Genomic DNA, 17585 nt, shown 5'->3' on the forward strand with positions numbered 1-17585 from the left:
AAGGGAACCGACATGAAACTGAAAAGCATCATGGGACCACCGGCACTTGCCGCTCTTATGGCCTTTACGGCACTTGGTACGCTCTCAGCTTCCGCGACACAGACCGAATTACGGCTTGGTGCGGCAGCTGCTGATATTGGCAATCTCGATCCACATTTTGCCGCCAGTACCTCTGACCGTACCCTCGTCGCATGGATATTCGGAGGGCTGGTCAGATTTGCGCCCGGCTCTACTGATCCGGCAACGATTGAAGGAGATCTTGCGGAGAGTTGGGAAGCAACAGACAACAACCTGGTCTGGACCTTCAAGCTGCGGCCCGGCGTGCAATGGCAACATGGCTATGGTGAAGTGACGGCCGACGACGTCGTTTTCAGCCTGCAAAAGGCGGCGGATCCGAAACGCTCTGCTTTCGCAACGGACTATAAGGCCGTTAAGAGCGTCGAGGCTGTAGACCAGCACACTGTGCGCATAACGCTTGCAAATCAAGTCCCGAGCTTGCTCGGTCTGGTGACCAACTATTCGGGTGGCTTTATCATCAGCAAGAAAGCGTACGAAGAGCGTGGAGAGGGTTTTACCCGCAATCCTGTCGGCTTTGGGCCTTTCCAGTTTGAATCAATCGAACCCGGCGTTGCGGTCCATTTTACCGCTCATGAAAAATACTTCCGTGGCAAGCCGAAGATCGAAAAGGTGACATATCGTTTCCTTAATGCAGCGGCAGGCCGTGATCTTTCCTTTACCGCAGGTGAAATCGATGTATCTGCGGGCAATGCCGATCGGCGCTGGTTACAGCGGATGAAGGAAACGCCCGGCGCCAAGGTCGACATCTTCGATCCTGCCGAACTGACAGTGGTGTATATCAACCGCAATCAGAAACCTTTTGACGATATCAAGGTACGGCAGGCGGTTGCTTACGCGGTCAATCCTGAACAGATCGCACAGTTTCGTGGGCCTGAATTCACGCGTGTTGCAAAGTCAGTCATTCCTTCAAACAATCTCGGGCTCAATCCCGATCCGGGCCTCATCCAGCCAGATGTGGAGAAGGCCAAAGCACTGCTAGCTGAAGCGGGGTATCCCAACGGTCTCACCGTCAAGATGATTTCAAGCCAGATGCCAAGTTATGCGACCACAGACCAGCTTTTGCAGGCGCAGCTCGCCAAGGCTGGCATCAAGCTTGAGCTTGAACCAGTTGAGCACGCGACTTGGCATCAGATGATCCGCAAGGATTTGAGCCCGCTTGTTGATTACGGCGCGGCACGCTTCCCCGTTGCGGATACGTTTCTGACGCAGTTCTATCATTCCAGCAGCGCGATTGGGGCTCCGGGGCAGGTGACGAACTTCAGCCATTGCTCAGTCGCCGATAAGCAGATCGAGGCCGCTCGCACCGAGATTGATCCCAAAAAGCAGATGGAACTCTGGCAGGAAGCACAAAAGCTTATCGTCGCTGATGTTTGTGCAGTGCCGGTGACAGAAACGGCCCAGGTCTGGATCAGAAACGAGAAGCTTGACTGGGGCTTCGAACTCAAGGGTTCGATGTCGCTGGGCCCGCTACTCACTGAACAAGCTCACTTCAAGGAATGACAAGAGCAATCGGGATGGTTCGATGCACTATCCCGAAATCTTTCAGGCACCAATATGACAAAGCTAACCTATCCTCGCTATTCCAATCTGTGCGGTTGGAATGCCATGCTCCCGCCGCGCCAGCCGCGCGCTGCGCTTAATCAAGACATTGCGGTCGATTACGCAATCGTCGGAGCCGGGTTCACCGGTTTCGCTATAGCACGTCGATTGCGTGAACTGGACCCGGACGCCAGTGTCGCAGTGATCGAAGCGACGACGGTGGGGGAAGGTTCTTCCGCCCGAAACTCAGGTTTCACAGGGGCCGACGTGCTGCCGCGCAATGCCTCGATAGAAATGGCTGAAAAGGCACGTCTTCAGTCGGGCTTCTTCACTGAAGCTTTTGAATGGTTGATGCGGATCATCCGTGAAAATAATATTGATTGTGACATGCGGCAGGTGGGATCGATCCGGGGTGCAGCAACAGAACTCGGCGAAGCCTCTTTACGCAAAGTTGCCGAAGTAGCTCGCGTCAATAATATTGCTCATACTCTCCTGTCACGCGAGGACATTCATCGTCGTATCGGGAGCGCGTATTATCGCTTCGGCATCCACATGCAGGATACTTGGTTGCTACAACCCGCGGCCCTGATCCGTGGTCTTGCCGATGCATTGCCAAACGACATTGCGATCTATGAAAACACACCGGTTACAACCTTGACCAAGCGCGACGGCTGGGTTTTGGAGACGCCGGGGGGCGTTGTAAAATGTAAGAACCTGGCGCTGGCGACCAACGCATTCATCCGAAAGTTCGGCTATCTGAAATCACGCATGGCGACCATTTATACTTATGCTGCGGTGACTGAAGAAATTGTCGATAGCCGGGTTGATGAACTAGGCGAGTCCGAGGCATGGGGATTGTTGCCATCGCATCGGCTTGGCACGACGTTGCGTCGCATTGGTCGTAACCGGCTTATGGTGCGCAGTCTGTATGCGCATGAGGCCGAACTCGGTGAGCGCGAAGCTGTAAGCAAGCTCAGAGATCGTTTTGAACGCCGATGGCCTAATCTCAAAGATGTGCAGTTCGAACATTTGTGGGCTGGTACGACTGCATTCACAATGAATGGCGCGCCGTGGTGGGGCCGCGTTGAGGACGGCCTCTATGCATCGGGCGGCTGCAATGGCAGTGGTATCGCGAAAGGCACAATGCTTGGGCGACATCTCGCAGAACTCATATTGGGCCGAGACGATTTTAGAAACATGTCTGCCATTATGGGTACAGCCAGCTGGATTGCCCCAGAGCCTTTCCGGTCCATCGGTTTCAATCTGATCTCGACGCTTGAGAGCCGTAAGGCCGGTCTTGAAATGTGAAGCCAAAGCAGGTTGACGGCGCTAGGCAGGGTGGACGAATTTGAGCCCGTATCTTGCGGTGGCAATATGAACCATACTGATGAAACTCTCGGCGAGTTGGTCGTATCGGGTGGCATGGCGCGGTTGATTTCCAATCGGCCAAACATCCGTTCGATAAAGTTGCGCTGTTTATACAGCGTGCGATCATATTCCATCTTCACGCGGCGATTTGCTCTGCCAGGAATGACGGGTTCGATATTGCGGCTGGCAAGATCATTACGAATGGCATCCGCATCATAGCCCTTATCAGCAAGGAGCGCCGCGCTTGCTCGGTAAAGCGATCAATGTGTCATAAGCCTTGCAATCTGCTGTCTCGCCAACCGTTAGATGGAAGGCAAGCGGTCTTCCTCTGGCATTAGCCGGTCAGTGAAGTTTACTGGTGAACCCGCCCCGCGAACCGCCAAGAGCACGTCGAGGAATCCCCCTTTTCTGCCCGCTGCCGAAATATGGGCGCGAACCGTGGTGCTATCAATGCTGTAGTGGCCACTGTCAGCCATGATCTCAGCAAGGGTGACTGAACGGCTCCCCAACCCCCGGCTTCGCTTCAGCGCTGAAAGCGTAGATAGATCGTACTCCAATTGCCATATTTGGGTGGAACATCCCGCCACCGCGTACCGCAACGAAGTCTCCAAAGTATGCCGTTGATGATTGCACGATTTTGCTCCGGACGCCCCACGTCCCCGATTGACGGCTTCAATCGGAAGCAACTCCTTCAAGACACGCCATTCGGATCCGCTCAGATCGCCTCGGCTCATAACTGCCTCCAAAAAGCAGTCTTGAATCAAGCTTCGATCAATACGTCAACCAATTCGTCTACGCTGCCTAGCAATCAATTGAACGGGAATTGCAAGGATTTATGGTGATGCAGGGGAATACAGTGATCATACCGCATACTATTCGTAATGATGGGGTCGCGTGTTCGAGTCACGCAAGCGGCACCAGAAAAATCAAGCGTTTAGCTGTTTTTCATTTTCGCCTTATTGAGCTAGCCACCACCTTTGGCAAGCGCGATGCGTCGATTATTTTATTTGCGCCAGACAAATACTTCGAAAAAGGCGGACCGAAACGACCGGCTTCAACATGCGCAAGATGTAATCGCGATCGGACAGCAAAATTGCGACAACCAAAACCTTCAACGGTTCTCGGGGTCTTTGGAACAACGTCCCACAAAAACGCAGCGCAGTGCCAATTTTCAAAACTCAAGTTTGACTAAGCCCTTCGTTGGAGCAAAACTGATGTTGCTAATTCATCAGCAGTAGGCTCACCCCTTTTCGTTGGTGCAAATGATGCGGGGGTATCCAATCGGACAAGAAGACACCCCGCGGCATTTCACCCGATTTCCGGGTTGGGCGGGGGACAAGGCCATGCTCCAGACCGACGTGTCAGAAGACCTAGGCTCTTACAGGATTCACGCCAAGGCGGACCTTGCGCGCAGCGCGGTGCTGGACTGGCCCTATCTCTGCGGCATGAACCTGCTCAAATATGCCGTCGATGAAGCTATCTCTGAACAACTCGCCCTGATGGGCACGGCATCGAACGCAGACCGGGCATGGATGATCGAGTACCGGCCAAACCTGCTTCGGTTCTGCAATACCCATGAATGGTGCCGGGGGCAGACCAGGGCCTATATCTCCGAGCTTCAGGAAACGCCCACCACGCTCATCGCCTGGCTGCACAAATATCTGGTTCTGGGCCATGCTGTAGCGGTCCACGACGTGACAGACCTGCCCCGGACGGCGCGGGCGATCCAGGTAGAGTTTCTCCGTCAGGGCAATAAAAGCGTCCTCAGCGTACCCGTCTTCTATGACAACAAACTGCGCGGCATCATCGGCTTTGATACGACCGTCGCGAACAAGATATGGTCGGCCAGTGAAGTCAACGCCCTGTTCCAGTGCGCCAATCTCATCGGACAGGCAAAATACTCGACTGGTCACGCGCCGGAAAAGACAATCGCGCCCGAAAATGCGGCGCCCCTCGTCTATCTGAGCAATCGCGGCGTGGTGCGCGGCGTTCAGCCTGAAATCATCGTGGGGGTGCGTTCGGCTGGCAATTACAGCGAAATCTGGCTCGAAGATGGGTCCATGCTGCTCGATTCGCGCTCGCTGGGCATGTGGTCCAGCCTGCTGCCGTCGAAAATCTTTCTCCGGGTGCACAGAACCGCTTTCGTCAATTCGCTGCACGTCGTCGATGTGGACCGCAGAAAAATTGACAAATGGCAGATCAGGATGCGGTCTGTTGACCGGGCATGGCCCGTGTCACGCTCCTACCGAAAACAACTGCGCGAGCGTATGGGCATATAATCGCTTAACATGTCGGAACCATTGCGCTTTTGATGGCATGTCATTCGTCAAACCGGCACGTCGTTTCGTCCTTGGATTCTTGTTATTCCCACAGTTTACTGGATGGTGATTGCACCAGAACATCCTCCCCAACGGTTCTTTGAGGATTCCCGCATGCCGTCTCGGATGCTAGCGCATTTCACAACACTCTCGCTGGTCGCCGCCAGTATTCTGCTTGCCCACAACGTTCAGACAAAAGCTGAAGACCTTGCCTTGAAGGATGCCGTATCCATGGCAGGCATGCAGCTTTTTCTCAACTCCGGTGCACCGGGACTGATCATCGCCGTCGTGCAGGGCGATAACAGCATCATCCAGGCCTATGGGGAGACAGCCCCCGGCAGCAATGTCGAGCCGGACGCGCATTCGGTTTTCCGTATTGCCTCCGTTTCCAAGGTTTTTGCCGGTGATGTGCTGGCGGCGCTTGCCGCCAAAGGCAAACTCAAACTTACCGATCCGCTGGCAAAATATGCGCCGGAAGGTGCCAAGGTCGAAGTTAACGGACGCCCTATTACCCTGCTCGATCTGGCCACGCATTCCGCCGGTCTGCCGCGCGAGTTGCCCAACCCCGATACGAAAATCACGGATAATCCGTTTGCGGCCTTCGACCGTGGTTATTACTGGAAGTGGACCGGCAGCAACAAGCCTGCTTATGTTCCCGGCACCACGACGATTTATTCAAATCTCGGCTACGGCCTTCTGGGTGATGCACTCGCCAAGGCCGGCGGCGCAGATTATTCCACTGTTCTCGCCAATGAGGTGCTGAAACCGGCAGGGCTCACCGACACGACCAACGTATTGAGCGACGAGCAGAAAAAGCGGCTGATGACCGGGCTCGACCCTCTCGACAAGCCGGATGCCAACAGCCCTGTTCCCGACATCATGTATGCCAGCGCCGGTATCTACACGACTGCGGACGATATGGTGCGCTGGATGCGCTGGCATCTCGACGGTGCGGACCAGTTGCGGGAAGATGCCCTGATCGATCATACGCTTTGGCTGCCTTATGACGGCTTGAAGCATGTAGTCGGGACCGAAGTAACGGCAGGGGACGGCATGGGGCTTGGCTGGGTTGCTACCTTGCCCCGTGATGAAACCCCGTTCCTGCTCGGTAAAAGCGGTGGTCTCGGCGGTTTCATGAGTTATGTGGTTCTGTCGCCCAATCGCAAGCTCGGTATTTTCGTCGTTGCCAGCCGGGTCAATTTCGGCATGTTCGAGAATATCCATTCGCAGGTACGCGAACTGGCAGCTGAACTGGCCCGATAACCATGCAGAATTTCGCGCCGCTTCGGCGATTTGGCAGGCGACAGAAAGCAGCCTTTTCCGGTCGCCTGATATACAGCACCCTGCTTGGTGCCACAGCCTTGCTTGGGGCTGGCACGCCGGACGGTTTTGCGCAAGAAAAGCGCGACATTTTCAAAACCGAAATATTCCTGACGCCCTATAGCAAGCTGGGCGACACGGATGCGGCCGGCGATTATCCGAAATTGAACGGTCAACTGCTGTTCATGACCGGCTATACCGGCTATTTCGGAATCAAGGACAGCAACGGTCAGATTCCGCGTTCGCACTGGAACAGCGTGCAGCCGACGGCGGAAGCCGCCCTTGTCTGGCAATTGTCGCAGCAATTTTCCATCCTTTCGAAAATCACCTTCGACTCGTCCGTAGAAGCAACGGACGACAACGCCTTTTCCGATCTTGGCTTCAATCTGAAAAACCTGTTCGTCTCTTACTCCCATGACAATTTTGCGCTCTATGGCGGCAAGATGGATATCGGCTTCGGGGACGGCTGGCACGCCATTGATGGGCTTTACACCGGCTTCACCGATGATTTTCAGTATAAGGGCTCCATCGGGCTTGGCGGTCGCTATACCTTCAATACCGAAAATATGGGCGCGCATTCCTTCGCCGGTCTGGTGTTCAAACGCGACGATACAGTTCTCGACCGCCGCCTCAGCCTCGACGACGGTTTCATCTCGCCCACCGAAGGCCAACCGCCTGCATTCAGCAACGACCTGAACTCGTTCATCCTGACTTATGATTTCCGCAACGTGGCGGGCTTGAAGAACATATCCGGCGGCGTGGATGTCGGAAGGCTGGAGGCGGAGCCCGGTTATGGCGAAGGCGCCAACACGATTTCCGCCCGGTTGCGCTATGACACGGCTCTGACCGACAAGTGGAACCTGAGCTGGTTCAACGAAGCCACTTTTTCAAGCGCCTTTCGCGGCACGCCGGTCTCCAATGGCAATGGCGTGACATCCTTGTCGCTCTCCCACGACCGCTGGCAGTTCAACGCGACAACCGCGATACGCAAATTGTCCGGCGGGGACGAAAGACTGGCGCAATACGGGCTTCAATCCGATTGGGATTGGGGCATAGCAGGCACAGTTACCTATGTCACGCCTATCGGCATCATTCTGCAAACAGGGCTCGTCCACCAACGCGGCCAGACCCTGAACATCAATCAGGGTGTTTTCCGCATCGCTTATCAAACGGGGTTTTAAGGTAGCCATGAAAGCCAGCATGAGAACCAGTACGTCGTCCATCGTCCTAGCCTGTCTGTTCGTGCTCGGCTGCTCGACAGGCGCCCTGTCGCAGTCGGTTTCCATTCAGCGCCAACCCAATCCGGCTGCCGATGTCGTGCAAATTCCGAAAGGAAGCACCGAAAAGGCGCTCAAGTCCCTGCCGCAGATCGTGGCCGACATCATGACGCGCAGCCATGTTCCCGGCATGGCGGTCGCCGTGGTCAGCGGCGACAAGACCGTGTTTGCGAAAGGCTACGGCAAAAGGGAAATCGGCAAGGACGCCGCCGTCAATGCCGACACCGTGTTCCAGATCGCTTCGATTTCGAAATCCATATCCGCGACTGTTGCTTCCATTGAGGTGACGAAGGGCGTGGTTGCGTGGGACGATCCGGTAGCAAAACATCTTTCCGGTTTCAAACTGAACAACGACTATGTGTCCGAACACGGAACCATCGGGGATTTCTTTGCACATCGCAGCGGTTTGCCGGGCACGGCGGGCGATGATCTCGAAGACCTCGGCTTCAAACGCAACGACGTCATCGCCCGCTTGCAGCATTTGCCGCTCGATCCGTTCCGCACCTCCTATCATTATGCGAATTTCAGCACGACCATCGGCGCGGAGGCGGTTGCAGCGGCAGCGCATGAACCATGGGACAAACTGGCCGACGAACAGCTTCTCCAGCCGCTGGGTATGAAATCGACCAGCTATCGGTATGCCGATTATGTGGCGAATGACAATCGCGCCGCACTGCATGTTTATCAAAACGGTAGGTTCCTGCCTCTCGGGCAGCGCAATGCCGATGAACAGGCGCCGGCAGGCGGCGTGTCGTCCACCGTCGTCGATCTGGCGGAATGGGTGAAACTGCTGCTGGCCAATGGCGAGTACAAGGGTAAGCGCCTGATCGCGGAAGAGGCGCTTCTGCCAGCGCTTTCGCCGCAATCCTTCAGCGCCCGCGCACACGATACCAGCGCCCGATCCGGCTTCTATGGCTATGGTTTCAACGTCAACACGGAACTCGGCGGTCGCCCGTCGATGGGCCATTCCGGCGCCTTCCTGCTCGGCGCGGGCACGGCGTTCAAGATCGTACCCTCGGCCGATATCGGCATCATCGTCCTGACCAATGGCGCACCGGTGGGCGCCGCGGAATCGGTGGTTGCGCAGTTCACGGACATAGCGCTCTACGGCAAAGCCTCCCGGGACTGGTTCGCCGCATATAACGGCGCCATGAAGGGCTTTTTCCAGCCACAGGGCGACTTGTCCTTCAAGGAGAAGCCAGCCGCGCCATTACCGTCCAAAGCCTTGCAGGAATATACCGGCAGTTTCGATAATGCCTATTTTGGCAAGACGGAAATCAAGGAAGTCAAAGGAACGCTGACACTCGTTCTCGGTCCGAAGCAAATGCAGTTCCCGCTGCAACATTGGGATGGCGACACTTTCGCCTTCATCCCGGTTGGAGAAGCCGAACTCGTTGGTTCGCTCGCATCCATCGTCTTCAAAGTCGATCAAGGTCAGGTGCAGGGTTTTGACATCGATTTCTACAATGACGGCGGGACCGGCCATTGGACCAGGATTCCGCGTTCGTAATTGCCCCCTCGGCTGGTGCAGTTTCGCCAGCCCGACGATCTTACCATTTATATCGCAGCATGCCCTTTCCGGCATAATTGCTGCTCGCTTCCGAAAATTCCGCGTCGAAAGCCGCACCTAGTGACAAGCCGTTGTTCCACAGCATTTCGGCTGAAATGCTTGCAAGGCCCGTATCGCGCGAGACTGAAGCGCCGTTCACGACAAAGCCGGCCCCTGGCAGTCCGGCGAAGGAAGCCGAGGTGATGCGGTCATTGTTGAAGTTCCTCACCCACGCAACCCTGCCGCGCAGGGTGAAAACTCCGTCGCTGAGCGCAAAGGATCTGTCTGCTCTCAAGCCCAGTTCGCTACGCCCGACCGTTTCCTGCCGGGATGCATAGTCGAGTGCATAGGTATCCTCACCACTGCCGACCTTTTCTCCATAGGACGGCAGGTCGAAGCTGACGAATTGCCCGGCGGCATAGGGTGTAATCCCCATCCATGGCGTGTCGAAACGATAACCGGCTTCCAGACGACCTGACCATGCGTTGGCGTCATAACCGGCCTGTAACGTATCGAAACCATTCAACGTGACGGCGCGTTCTGTCTCGATATCCTGCCAGCCATAAGCCAGGACCGCACTGAAATAAGCATCTCCGACCGTCTGGCGACCATAAAGGCCCAGTTGGAACAGGTCGGAATTGCCGCTGCCGAGACCATCGGAGAGGCTGAAACTGCTATGTCCGCCACCCACGGCAAAGCCGAGCAAGGTATCGGGCGACAGCCAGTAGTCGGCGCCGACGGCCACACCGTTGATCCTGCTGCGCAAATCATGCGATCCGACGATGCTGTCGCCCTCCACCGAGCGCGATGAGCCAAAGCCTGCACCCCACACATTCCAGCGGGTCTTGAAAGGATCGCGTTCAACGGAGGCTGCTGTTTTCGCCCCTCCTGCGACCAATGGATCAGCCAGCGTCGCCATGAACTGGCTCATCGCATCGACGGTCGTCTGTTGAACGGCCGTCGCCAGTTCGCCGGATGCTACGGTCAGACCTTGCGCATCCAACCCGCCATAGGCCAGCGGAATCTGTCCTTCACGATTGAAATAATCGACCAGCGTCGCCGAGACATTGCGCTGGTTCATGTTGAGACCGATCATGTTCAGTGTCAGGTCGAGATAGACATTGTCGGCATCGTAGCTGAGGTTTGAGCTGAAGCTCTGCGGCAGATCGGTCGCCAGCTCCGCACTGAACCGGGTATCGCCAATTCCGCCTCCCGCATTGAGGATCGTATAGCGGCGCATGACATATTTATCGGGTGCGAACGTCGCTGCCACCGTCGCGCCACCCAAATCCGCCCGGCCAGTAACATTGACCCGATCGGCGTCAGATGCCGAAACCTCCACGGCATAGGTCGATGTGCCGGTGAAAATCAAATCGCCGCTCACCGTCAGCGTTCCGATGGAATTGCCGGGCGCAAGCGTGCCCCCGTCGATGTGAGTGGTGGAAACGTTGCCATTCCCCCCAAGTTCGCCGCCTCCATAGACGGTGACCAGCGATGAGGTCGCGATCGAGCCGTTGATCGCCAGCCGACCATCATAAACGCCGGTCGCGCCCGAATAGCTGCTGTTGCCGCTGAGAACGGTTGTACCCTCGCCGATCTGCCAGACTGCGCCTGTCCCGGAAATGGCGCCCGAAAAGCTGTACTTGTCCGCGCGATTGAAGGCGAGCGAAGCATTATTGACGATATTGCCCGCAATCCCTCCGCTATCACCAAGCCCGACCACCAGCGTTCCGGATTGCAACGTGGTGCCACCACCGTAGCTGTTATTGCCTGCGAGCACCGTCACGCCGCTGCCGATTTGCTCGAGCGAACCGGAACCGGAAATATCGCCTTTCAGCACGACCGTTCCAGAACGATTGATGATGAACTGCCCATTGTTCTCGACATTGGCGGCAAGCGTGCCATTTTCGCTGCCATCGCCCAGTTGCAGTGTGCCCGAGGATATAGTGACGCCACCGCCATACTGATTTCTGCCGGTAAGAACGAGCGTACCGGTGCCCGCCTGCTCCAGCTTTCCCTCGCCCCACACCATGCCGTCGAAGGTCACCGTATCGGAACGATTGAAGGCCAGCGTGCCGTCATTGAGCACGTGACCGGTGATGGAACCGGACGTACCGCCATTGCCGATTTGCAGGCGCCCGGCTGCAATCGTCGTCGCGCCGGTATAGTTGTTGCTGCCGGTCAGGATGGTTGTGCCCCGTCCAATCTGTTGCACCCCACCCGAACCGCTGATCGTGCCTGCATAAGTCATCGTGTCGGCGCGGTTGAAGGCAAGGATGCCGTCATTCTCTACATTGCCCTTGATTGAGCCGGTCATCCCGCCATTGCCGATGACCAGCGCACCGGATTGAATAATCGTACCACCGGTATAACTGTTCTCGCCTGCAAGAACCGTCGTTCCAGCGCCGATCTGGTTGACGTTGCCGCTGCCGCTGATAGCACCGGAGAAAAGCACGGCATTCGAACGATTGAAGGCGAGCGTGCCATTATTCACGACATCGCCTTCGATCCAGCCTGAATTACCGCCGTTCCCAAGTTGCAGCGTGCCATGGGCGATGGTCGTCCCGCCATAATAGGCGTTGTCGGCGGTGAGAATGGTCATGCCGGGCCCCGCCTGCACGAATGAACCGGTGCCGACGATCAACCCTTCGAAATTGTAGTTGTTCGACCGGTTTACGGCCAGAATCCCTTCATTCAGAACACCACCGATGATAGAGCCTGTGGTTCCGCCATCGCCGATCTGCAACGTTCCACCAGCGATAAACGTGTTGCCGGTATAGCTGTTTTCACCAGTGAGGACAGTGGTGCCCGTCCCTGCCTGGATCAACGCGCCCGCCCCCAAAACCATGCCGGAATAGGTGTAGCTGTTCAGGCGGTCGAAGACGAGACCGCCATTATTGACGATATTGCCTGCAATCGAACCCGTGGTGCCGCCATTGCCGATCTGCAGGAAACCGTTGGCAATCGTGGTACCGCCGCTGTGGCTGGCATCGCCGCTGATGATAAGCGAGCCCGCCCCTTCCTTATATAGCGAACCACTGCCCGACACATCGGCGGTCAGATCGAGCGCCGTGCCAAGCAGCGTGTCGACTGTCGCCGTACCGGAAAGTTCAAAATCGCGGGCCAAGGTAATATCGCCAAGCGTCGTGAGCGTTGCATTGCTGATTGAAATGCCTGCCGCTCCGGTGCCGATATTCTCTGCCTCGTATATTGCGAGCATACCGCCCAGAATATTGGTCCGCCCCTGAAAACTGTTGTTGCCGGTCAGGACCAGAATGCCGTCGCCGTCCTTGGTCAGGCTGCTATTGGCGCTTGCGCCCGTTATGTCGCCCGCAAAAACCGTGTCCTCATCCTGATTGACGGTAAGACTCGCATTATCGATAGCGATGATACCGTCGCTGCCCCACAAGGAACGCATGGTCAGGGCATTGCCATTGAGATCCAGCGTACCGCCGGTCATCACATAGTCGGTCATATCGGGCAACGCACCGGCGCTACCTGCCGCCATGCGCAATGTTCCCGCTTCTATCAGCGTGCCACCGGACCATCCGTTGGCCGTATTTCCGACAAGCAGCGTGCCATCGCCCTGCTTGGTCAACGAACCGGAACCGGAAATAATCCCGGTCAGTTGCAGTTCCGTGCCCGATGCGACATCAAATGCCGCTTCACCACCGAGCGTTACAAGACTGCCAAGCGATATGGTGCCGATCGTCTGTAAGGTGCCGTTGTTGATCGTAAGATCGTTGGTGGCCTGCCCTAGATTATCCACCGCCGAAATCTGTAGAGTGCCCGCACTGATGATGGTGTCGCCGGAATAACTGTTGGAACCGAACAGGACGAGCAGCCCGTCACCGGTTTTCTCAAAACCCTTGCTCCCGGTAATCGTCGATTCGATTGTTGCGGTTTCGCCGGCCAGTACCCGTAATTCGGGCACGGGGATGATGACGCCATTCCCTGAATAGCCGATGAGGTTCAGGGCGGCGCCCCCGGTGATAGTATAATCGCCCCTCACGAATTGTAGGCCAACAGCAGTTTGCGTTCCATCCAGCGTGACCGTACCGCCATTGCCGCGGAACACCCCATAGGCGCTCCCCCATGCCGAGCCCAGTGCACTGCTGCCGCCCAGCGGATCGAGCCAATTCTGATCCGATGCCGACCAGCTTCCATCGCCGCCGTCAAGAGCCGATGCACTGCCGCCCCAGACCTGGAGAAGGTTGAGACCGTTCGGCAGCGCTATAAGATCAACGACATTCGGCGCATAATCGATGGCATATGAATAACCGATGGGATCGGTAATCGGCGTTTCGCCTACCACCAAACCGGCATTGGCAGTCGTCAGCGCTCCGCCATAGGCAATCAGACGATGATAGCCGATCAATGCGCTATCGGAGGTGCCGCTGACATTCACTGTCGCACCGTTTAGGGTCAAGTCACCGTTGACCTGAATGGACGCCGCCTTATGGGCGTTGGACGTGCCTAGTTCGTAGTTAAAGCTCGCCCCACTCTCCAGCGTGAGATCGCCGTTCACCTTCAGTTGCGACTGCGAACCGGCAATGATCGTGCCGCCGCTCCTGACCATGGTACTGCCCAATGTGCCGGAACCACTCAGTGTGCCGCCAGCGTTGACGGCGACATTGCCACCGACCACAGCCGAACTCGCCAGGACCACACTGCTGTTGTCGATATTCGACTGACCGGAAAACTGGGCCAGTCCCTGCCCGGAGACTGTCGTCGTTCCGCCAAGAAAATTGACCGTGCCGGTGCCTTGTACCGTCGTATCGAAGCGGTAGCCGGTCGTATTATGATTGAGGTTGAGCGTGCCCTGATTGCCCAGCACCACAGTGCTGTGAATTGTTCCGGCTGCAGCCGCGGTATCGCCCGCAGCCGCGCCAATATTCACGATACCTTGCGCGCCGTTCTGTCCAACCTGCAAGACGCTGCCCCCCGCAGCCTGTCCAACGCTTGCGCCATTCGACACCGTCAGCGAACCGTTTCCGACAGAACCGACATCGATTTCAGCAACGTTCAGGAGCGAACCGACACCATCCACCGTGATCTGCGCCGCATTGCTGCCCGGATCACCCGCACCAATCTGTAACTGCCTGCCGTGAACCGCGCCGCCGTCCGTCACTGAAAGGAGAGCGCCAATATCGGCGGTGCCACCGAAATGAAGCGTGGAACCCTTCCCGCTGACCGTCAACCCATTTTGCAAACCCGCAATCGCCGATGCAGTGTCGCCGACGGAAAGATCGCCGCCGACATTAACCCGCCCACCATTTTCAACATTCAGCGAGTCATCGCCGTAGCCTCCAACACTCAACGCGCCGCTTATGTTGAGGCTGGTGCCGCTGCCCGTCACCTCCAGCAAGGCGCTTTCACCCTGCGCTGAACCGATGAGAACGTCCGTCGTGTTGAGCTGAGCACCGGAGCTCAGAACCAGTGTTCCGCCATGAACACCGAGATCGCCGCTGAACGTTTCAGGCGAGCCAGTCAAAGTCCATGTGCTGCTGTCACGCTTCTCCAGCGCGTCGAACCCCTGAAATCTTCTTTCAAAACCGGTCAATTCGAACTGGGCAGTACCGCTTCCGCCGAAGACCAGCGTGTTCTGGCCGCTCGAACCCGCAACCACCTTGCCGTTGAAGGTGTAACCCGCTCCGAGGACCAGCGTATTGTTGCTACCGGAAAACAGAACTGCATTGGCGTAGGAACCGTCCTGATTGACACCGCCGGAAATCGTACCGGCGTTGAACAACGTCGCGTCGCCGGACGAGAAATAGACGCCGGCGCCCGCCGTTCCGTTCGGCCCATCCGTGCCCTTGTACCACCAGGATGGCGGATTGAAAGGAACTGATGGCGCTTTACCACCAGCACCGGCGTTGCCGCCCGAGATACTGGCCCCATTTACATTGGCCAGCGTCCCGCCCGTCGCCATGGACACACCGATGCCGCCGTCGCCACCTTTGCCGCCATTACCGCCGGTGTCCGCACCACCACCGCCGCGTCCACCGTTGCCTCCATTACCACCGCTTATGGTACCAGCATTAGTGATGGTTGCAGCCGCGCCCGTCAACGTGATCCCGTCGCCACCACGACCGCCGTCGCCACCATCAGACGCCGTATTGCCGCCGGGCAGACTTGCACCGCCATGCCCGCCATCGCCACCACGCACCGTGACACCGGTTTCAATCGCGATTACGGATTGACCCGAACTGCTGATAGCGTCTCCACCGCTACCACCGTCGCCACTGCGTCCGCCGCCGGTTGTAAGCGTGTCATAAGATGCGGACGGGATCGAAATCGGGCTGGAACATTCAATCTCGCCCTCATCGTCCTCGCAGACCATGATGCTGCCGCTGTTGTTTTCGTCCGCATACATGCCCGATATGCCGCCAGCCCCGCCAGCACCGCCCATGCCCCCTAAAATCGTGCCACCGCTGCGGACAGTAAGGTTGTAAGCCGTTGATATGCCGGTGCCACCGCCGCCACCGCCGCCGCCACCGCCACCGCTGCCACCCTCGCCCGGAGAAACAGTGAAGACGTTCCATACGGTAACGCCGTCGCCACCTTTTCCGCCAGCACCACCAGCACCACCATCCCCACCAATGACCGTCTGCTGGTGCAATGTCCTCACATCACCGGTGAAAATCGCGCCTGTTCCGCCACCACCGCCTCCGCCCCCGCCGCCGCCGGAAGCGCCATTGCCGGTTGCAAATGCACTTTGCCCCTTTTTCCCGACATCGCCTGGCTTGCCGCTATCGCCAGCCAAGCCGCGCAGGAGCAGAACACCGGGAGCCGAACTCCCTAGATATCCAATGACACCGTTGGTGCCCGCTTCACCGCCATGCGCGCTTCTTGCACCTTCGCCACCAGCGCCGCCCCTTCCGGCGGAAGCGTTATTGCCAACGTGATTCCCACCCGCGGCACCGCCTGCTCCACCTCCGCCGCCGCCCCCGCCAGACATGGCGGAAGCACCGGAGCCCTGTCCGCCCGGATTTCCCTTGGCGTCGAAATGCGATGGGGGCGTACCTTCCGCACCGCCCGCACCACCCGAGCCAGATTGCTGCTGGGCACGGACGGGCCCTATAAATGATGATGTGCTGACGGCGGCTGTGGGAACCATGAGCGCGCACAGAATGCGACCCAGCGCAGTCGAATTCGCGAAGCGCCGCTTCCCCCGTTTCCATTGCCTGCAGGCCGTCGATATCCCATCCGGGCCGTTGACAGCCTGCTTGCGGAGGGGCAACTCCCGCCAGTCCAAATTGCTCATTCGCAATCGCCCGCCAAATGTTATTCGTCATCAAAGGATTTGCTAAACTATTGAATCCGGCAAGAGTTTTGGGACCAACCAACATTCCGGTTTGTTGAATTAACACAGACGCATTAAACTCAGCTGCGGATGAAAAGGATCAGAACGAAACGCGGGACCCAAGCGTTCCGTTATACGCATAGCGGTCACCCAGCTTGACAGGCTCGTATCTCCGGACCGTTCATCATAGACTGGGTACTTGTCATTGTTCCTGTTGTAGCAACCGCCCCACCGACGCCGCCTCACACGCGTTCGGTAAAGCTGGTGAAGTAGTGGTCCAGGAAACGTTGACCTTCGTCCCGTCGAAGAACTTGCTGTAAGATTGGCGATACCGTGGATGTAATAGATCTAATTATTCATACCACGGCTGTTGCACCATGAGCTTTCAGGATCCAGCTCTACGCCAAGTCTTACCCCTCACCTTTCAGGTTCTTGTGCGAGAGTGACGTGTCGGCGTCCGGCCCGCTATCGGCTTCGCCTACCTGCCGTCACTGCCCCTTTAAACGCAAAAAAACCCGCCGCTTGTGCGACGGGTTTTTATTTTTGGTTGCGGGGGCAGGATTTGAACCTGCGGCCTTCAGGTTATGAGCCTGACGAGCTACCGGGCTGCTCCACCCCGCGCCATTTGTGTGATTGTATCACTGGTATTGGTATTTGTTTGGCGTTTATGGCTGCGCGTATCTGTTTTGTATGTTTGAGAAGATGATTTGTGTGCTTAGCAGACCTGGCAGCGACCTACTCTCCCGCATCTTAAGATGAAGTACCATTGGCGCTGGAGCGTTTCACGGCCGAGTTCGGAATGGGATCGGGTGCAGCCGCTCCGCCATAAC

The 17585-nt window shown here is 57.2% G+C and carries 8 protein-coding genes, 1 tRNA gene, 1 rRNA gene and 1 pseudogene; 7 read left to right on the top strand and 4 right to left on the bottom strand.

All coding sequences use genetic code 11. The features are described 5' to 3' along the window. The first annotated feature begins 12 nt into the window (after positions 1 to 12). Both ABWW28_RS21845 and ABWW28_RS21850 read left to right on the top strand, forming a co-directional pair. Positions 13 to 1578 carry an ABC transporter substrate-binding protein gene (locus tag ABWW28_RS21845; RefSeq protein WP_353392111.1) on the top strand — a complete coding sequence of 522 codons (1566 nt, stop codon included), beginning with the start codon at positions 13 to 15 and terminating at the stop codon, positions 1576 to 1578. A 105-nt stretch (positions 1579 to 1683) separates the two neighbouring features. Continuing rightward, positions 1684 to 2925 carry an NAD(P)/FAD-dependent oxidoreductase gene (locus ABWW28_RS21850; RefSeq protein ID WP_353392114.1) on the top strand — a complete coding sequence of 414 codons (1242 nt, stop codon included), beginning with the start codon at positions 1684 to 1686 and terminating at the stop codon, positions 2923 to 2925. A gap of 21 nt (positions 2926 to 2946) precedes the next feature. Here the strand turns inward: ABWW28_RS21850 and ABWW28_RS27650 are convergent. Then, a pseudogene (locus ABWW28_RS27650) lies at positions 2947 to 3719 on the bottom strand (IS5 family transposase). Between the two features lie 107 nt (positions 3720 to 3826). On the opposite strand from ABWW28_RS27650, the gene ABWW28_RS21860 reads away from it, so the two are divergent. The 5 genes from ABWW28_RS21860 to ABWW28_RS21880 all read left to right on the top strand — a co-directional run bounded on the left by ABWW28_RS21860 (position 3827) and on the right by ABWW28_RS21880 (position 9410). Beyond that, complete coding sequence (locus tag ABWW28_RS21860) at positions 3827 to 4177, top strand: hypothetical protein (protein WP_353392116.1); 351 nt, start codon at positions 3827 to 3829, stop codon at positions 4175 to 4177. Positions 4178 to 4328: 151 nt separating this feature from the next. Continuing rightward, complete coding sequence (locus tag ABWW28_RS21865; protein WP_176588699.1) at positions 4329 to 5264, top strand: LytTR family transcriptional regulator DNA-binding domain-containing protein; 936 nt, start codon at positions 4329 to 4331, stop codon at positions 5262 to 5264. A 153-nt stretch (positions 5265 to 5417) separates the two neighbouring features. Next, on the top strand, positions 5418 to 6566 hold the full coding sequence (gene ampH, locus ABWW28_RS21870) for a D-alanyl-D-alanine-carboxypeptidase/endopeptidase AmpH (RefSeq protein ID WP_353392118.1): 1149 nt from the start codon (positions 5418 to 5420) through the stop codon (positions 6564 to 6566). Positions 6567 to 6568: 2 nt separating this feature from the next. Beyond that, entirely contained in the window at positions 6569 to 7804 is a 1236-nt protein-coding gene (locus ABWW28_RS21875) for a hypothetical protein (RefSeq protein WP_176588698.1), read from the top strand. 19 nt (positions 7805 to 7823) lie between these two features. Next, positions 7824 to 9410, top strand: a complete 1587-nt coding sequence (locus ABWW28_RS21880; RefSeq protein WP_176588697.1) for a serine hydrolase — start codon at positions 7824 to 7826, stop codon at positions 9408 to 9410. A gap of 40 nt (positions 9411 to 9450) precedes the next feature. On the opposite strand, the gene ABWW28_RS21885 is transcribed toward ABWW28_RS21880, so the two are convergent. The 3 genes from ABWW28_RS21885 to rrf all read right to left on the bottom strand — a co-directional run. Then, positions 9451 to 16716: an autotransporter-associated beta strand repeat-containing protein gene (locus tag ABWW28_RS21885; protein WP_353392120.1), complete on the bottom strand. Its 7266-nt coding sequence runs from the start codon at positions 16714 to 16716 to the stop codon at positions 9451 to 9453. A gap of 583 nt (positions 16717 to 17299) precedes the next feature. Beyond that, a tRNA-Met gene (locus ABWW28_RS21890) sits at positions 17300 to 17376 on the bottom strand. A 101-nt stretch (positions 17377 to 17477) separates the two neighbouring features. Continuing rightward, positions 17478 to 17585, bottom strand: a 5S ribosomal RNA gene (gene rrf / locus ABWW28_RS21895); the annotation flags it as partial.

The sequence above is a fragment of the Brucella sp. NBRC 14130 genome (assembly GCF_040371715.1).
GTDB lineage: Bacteria > Pseudomonadota > Alphaproteobacteria > Rhizobiales > Rhizobiaceae > Brucella > Brucella intermedia.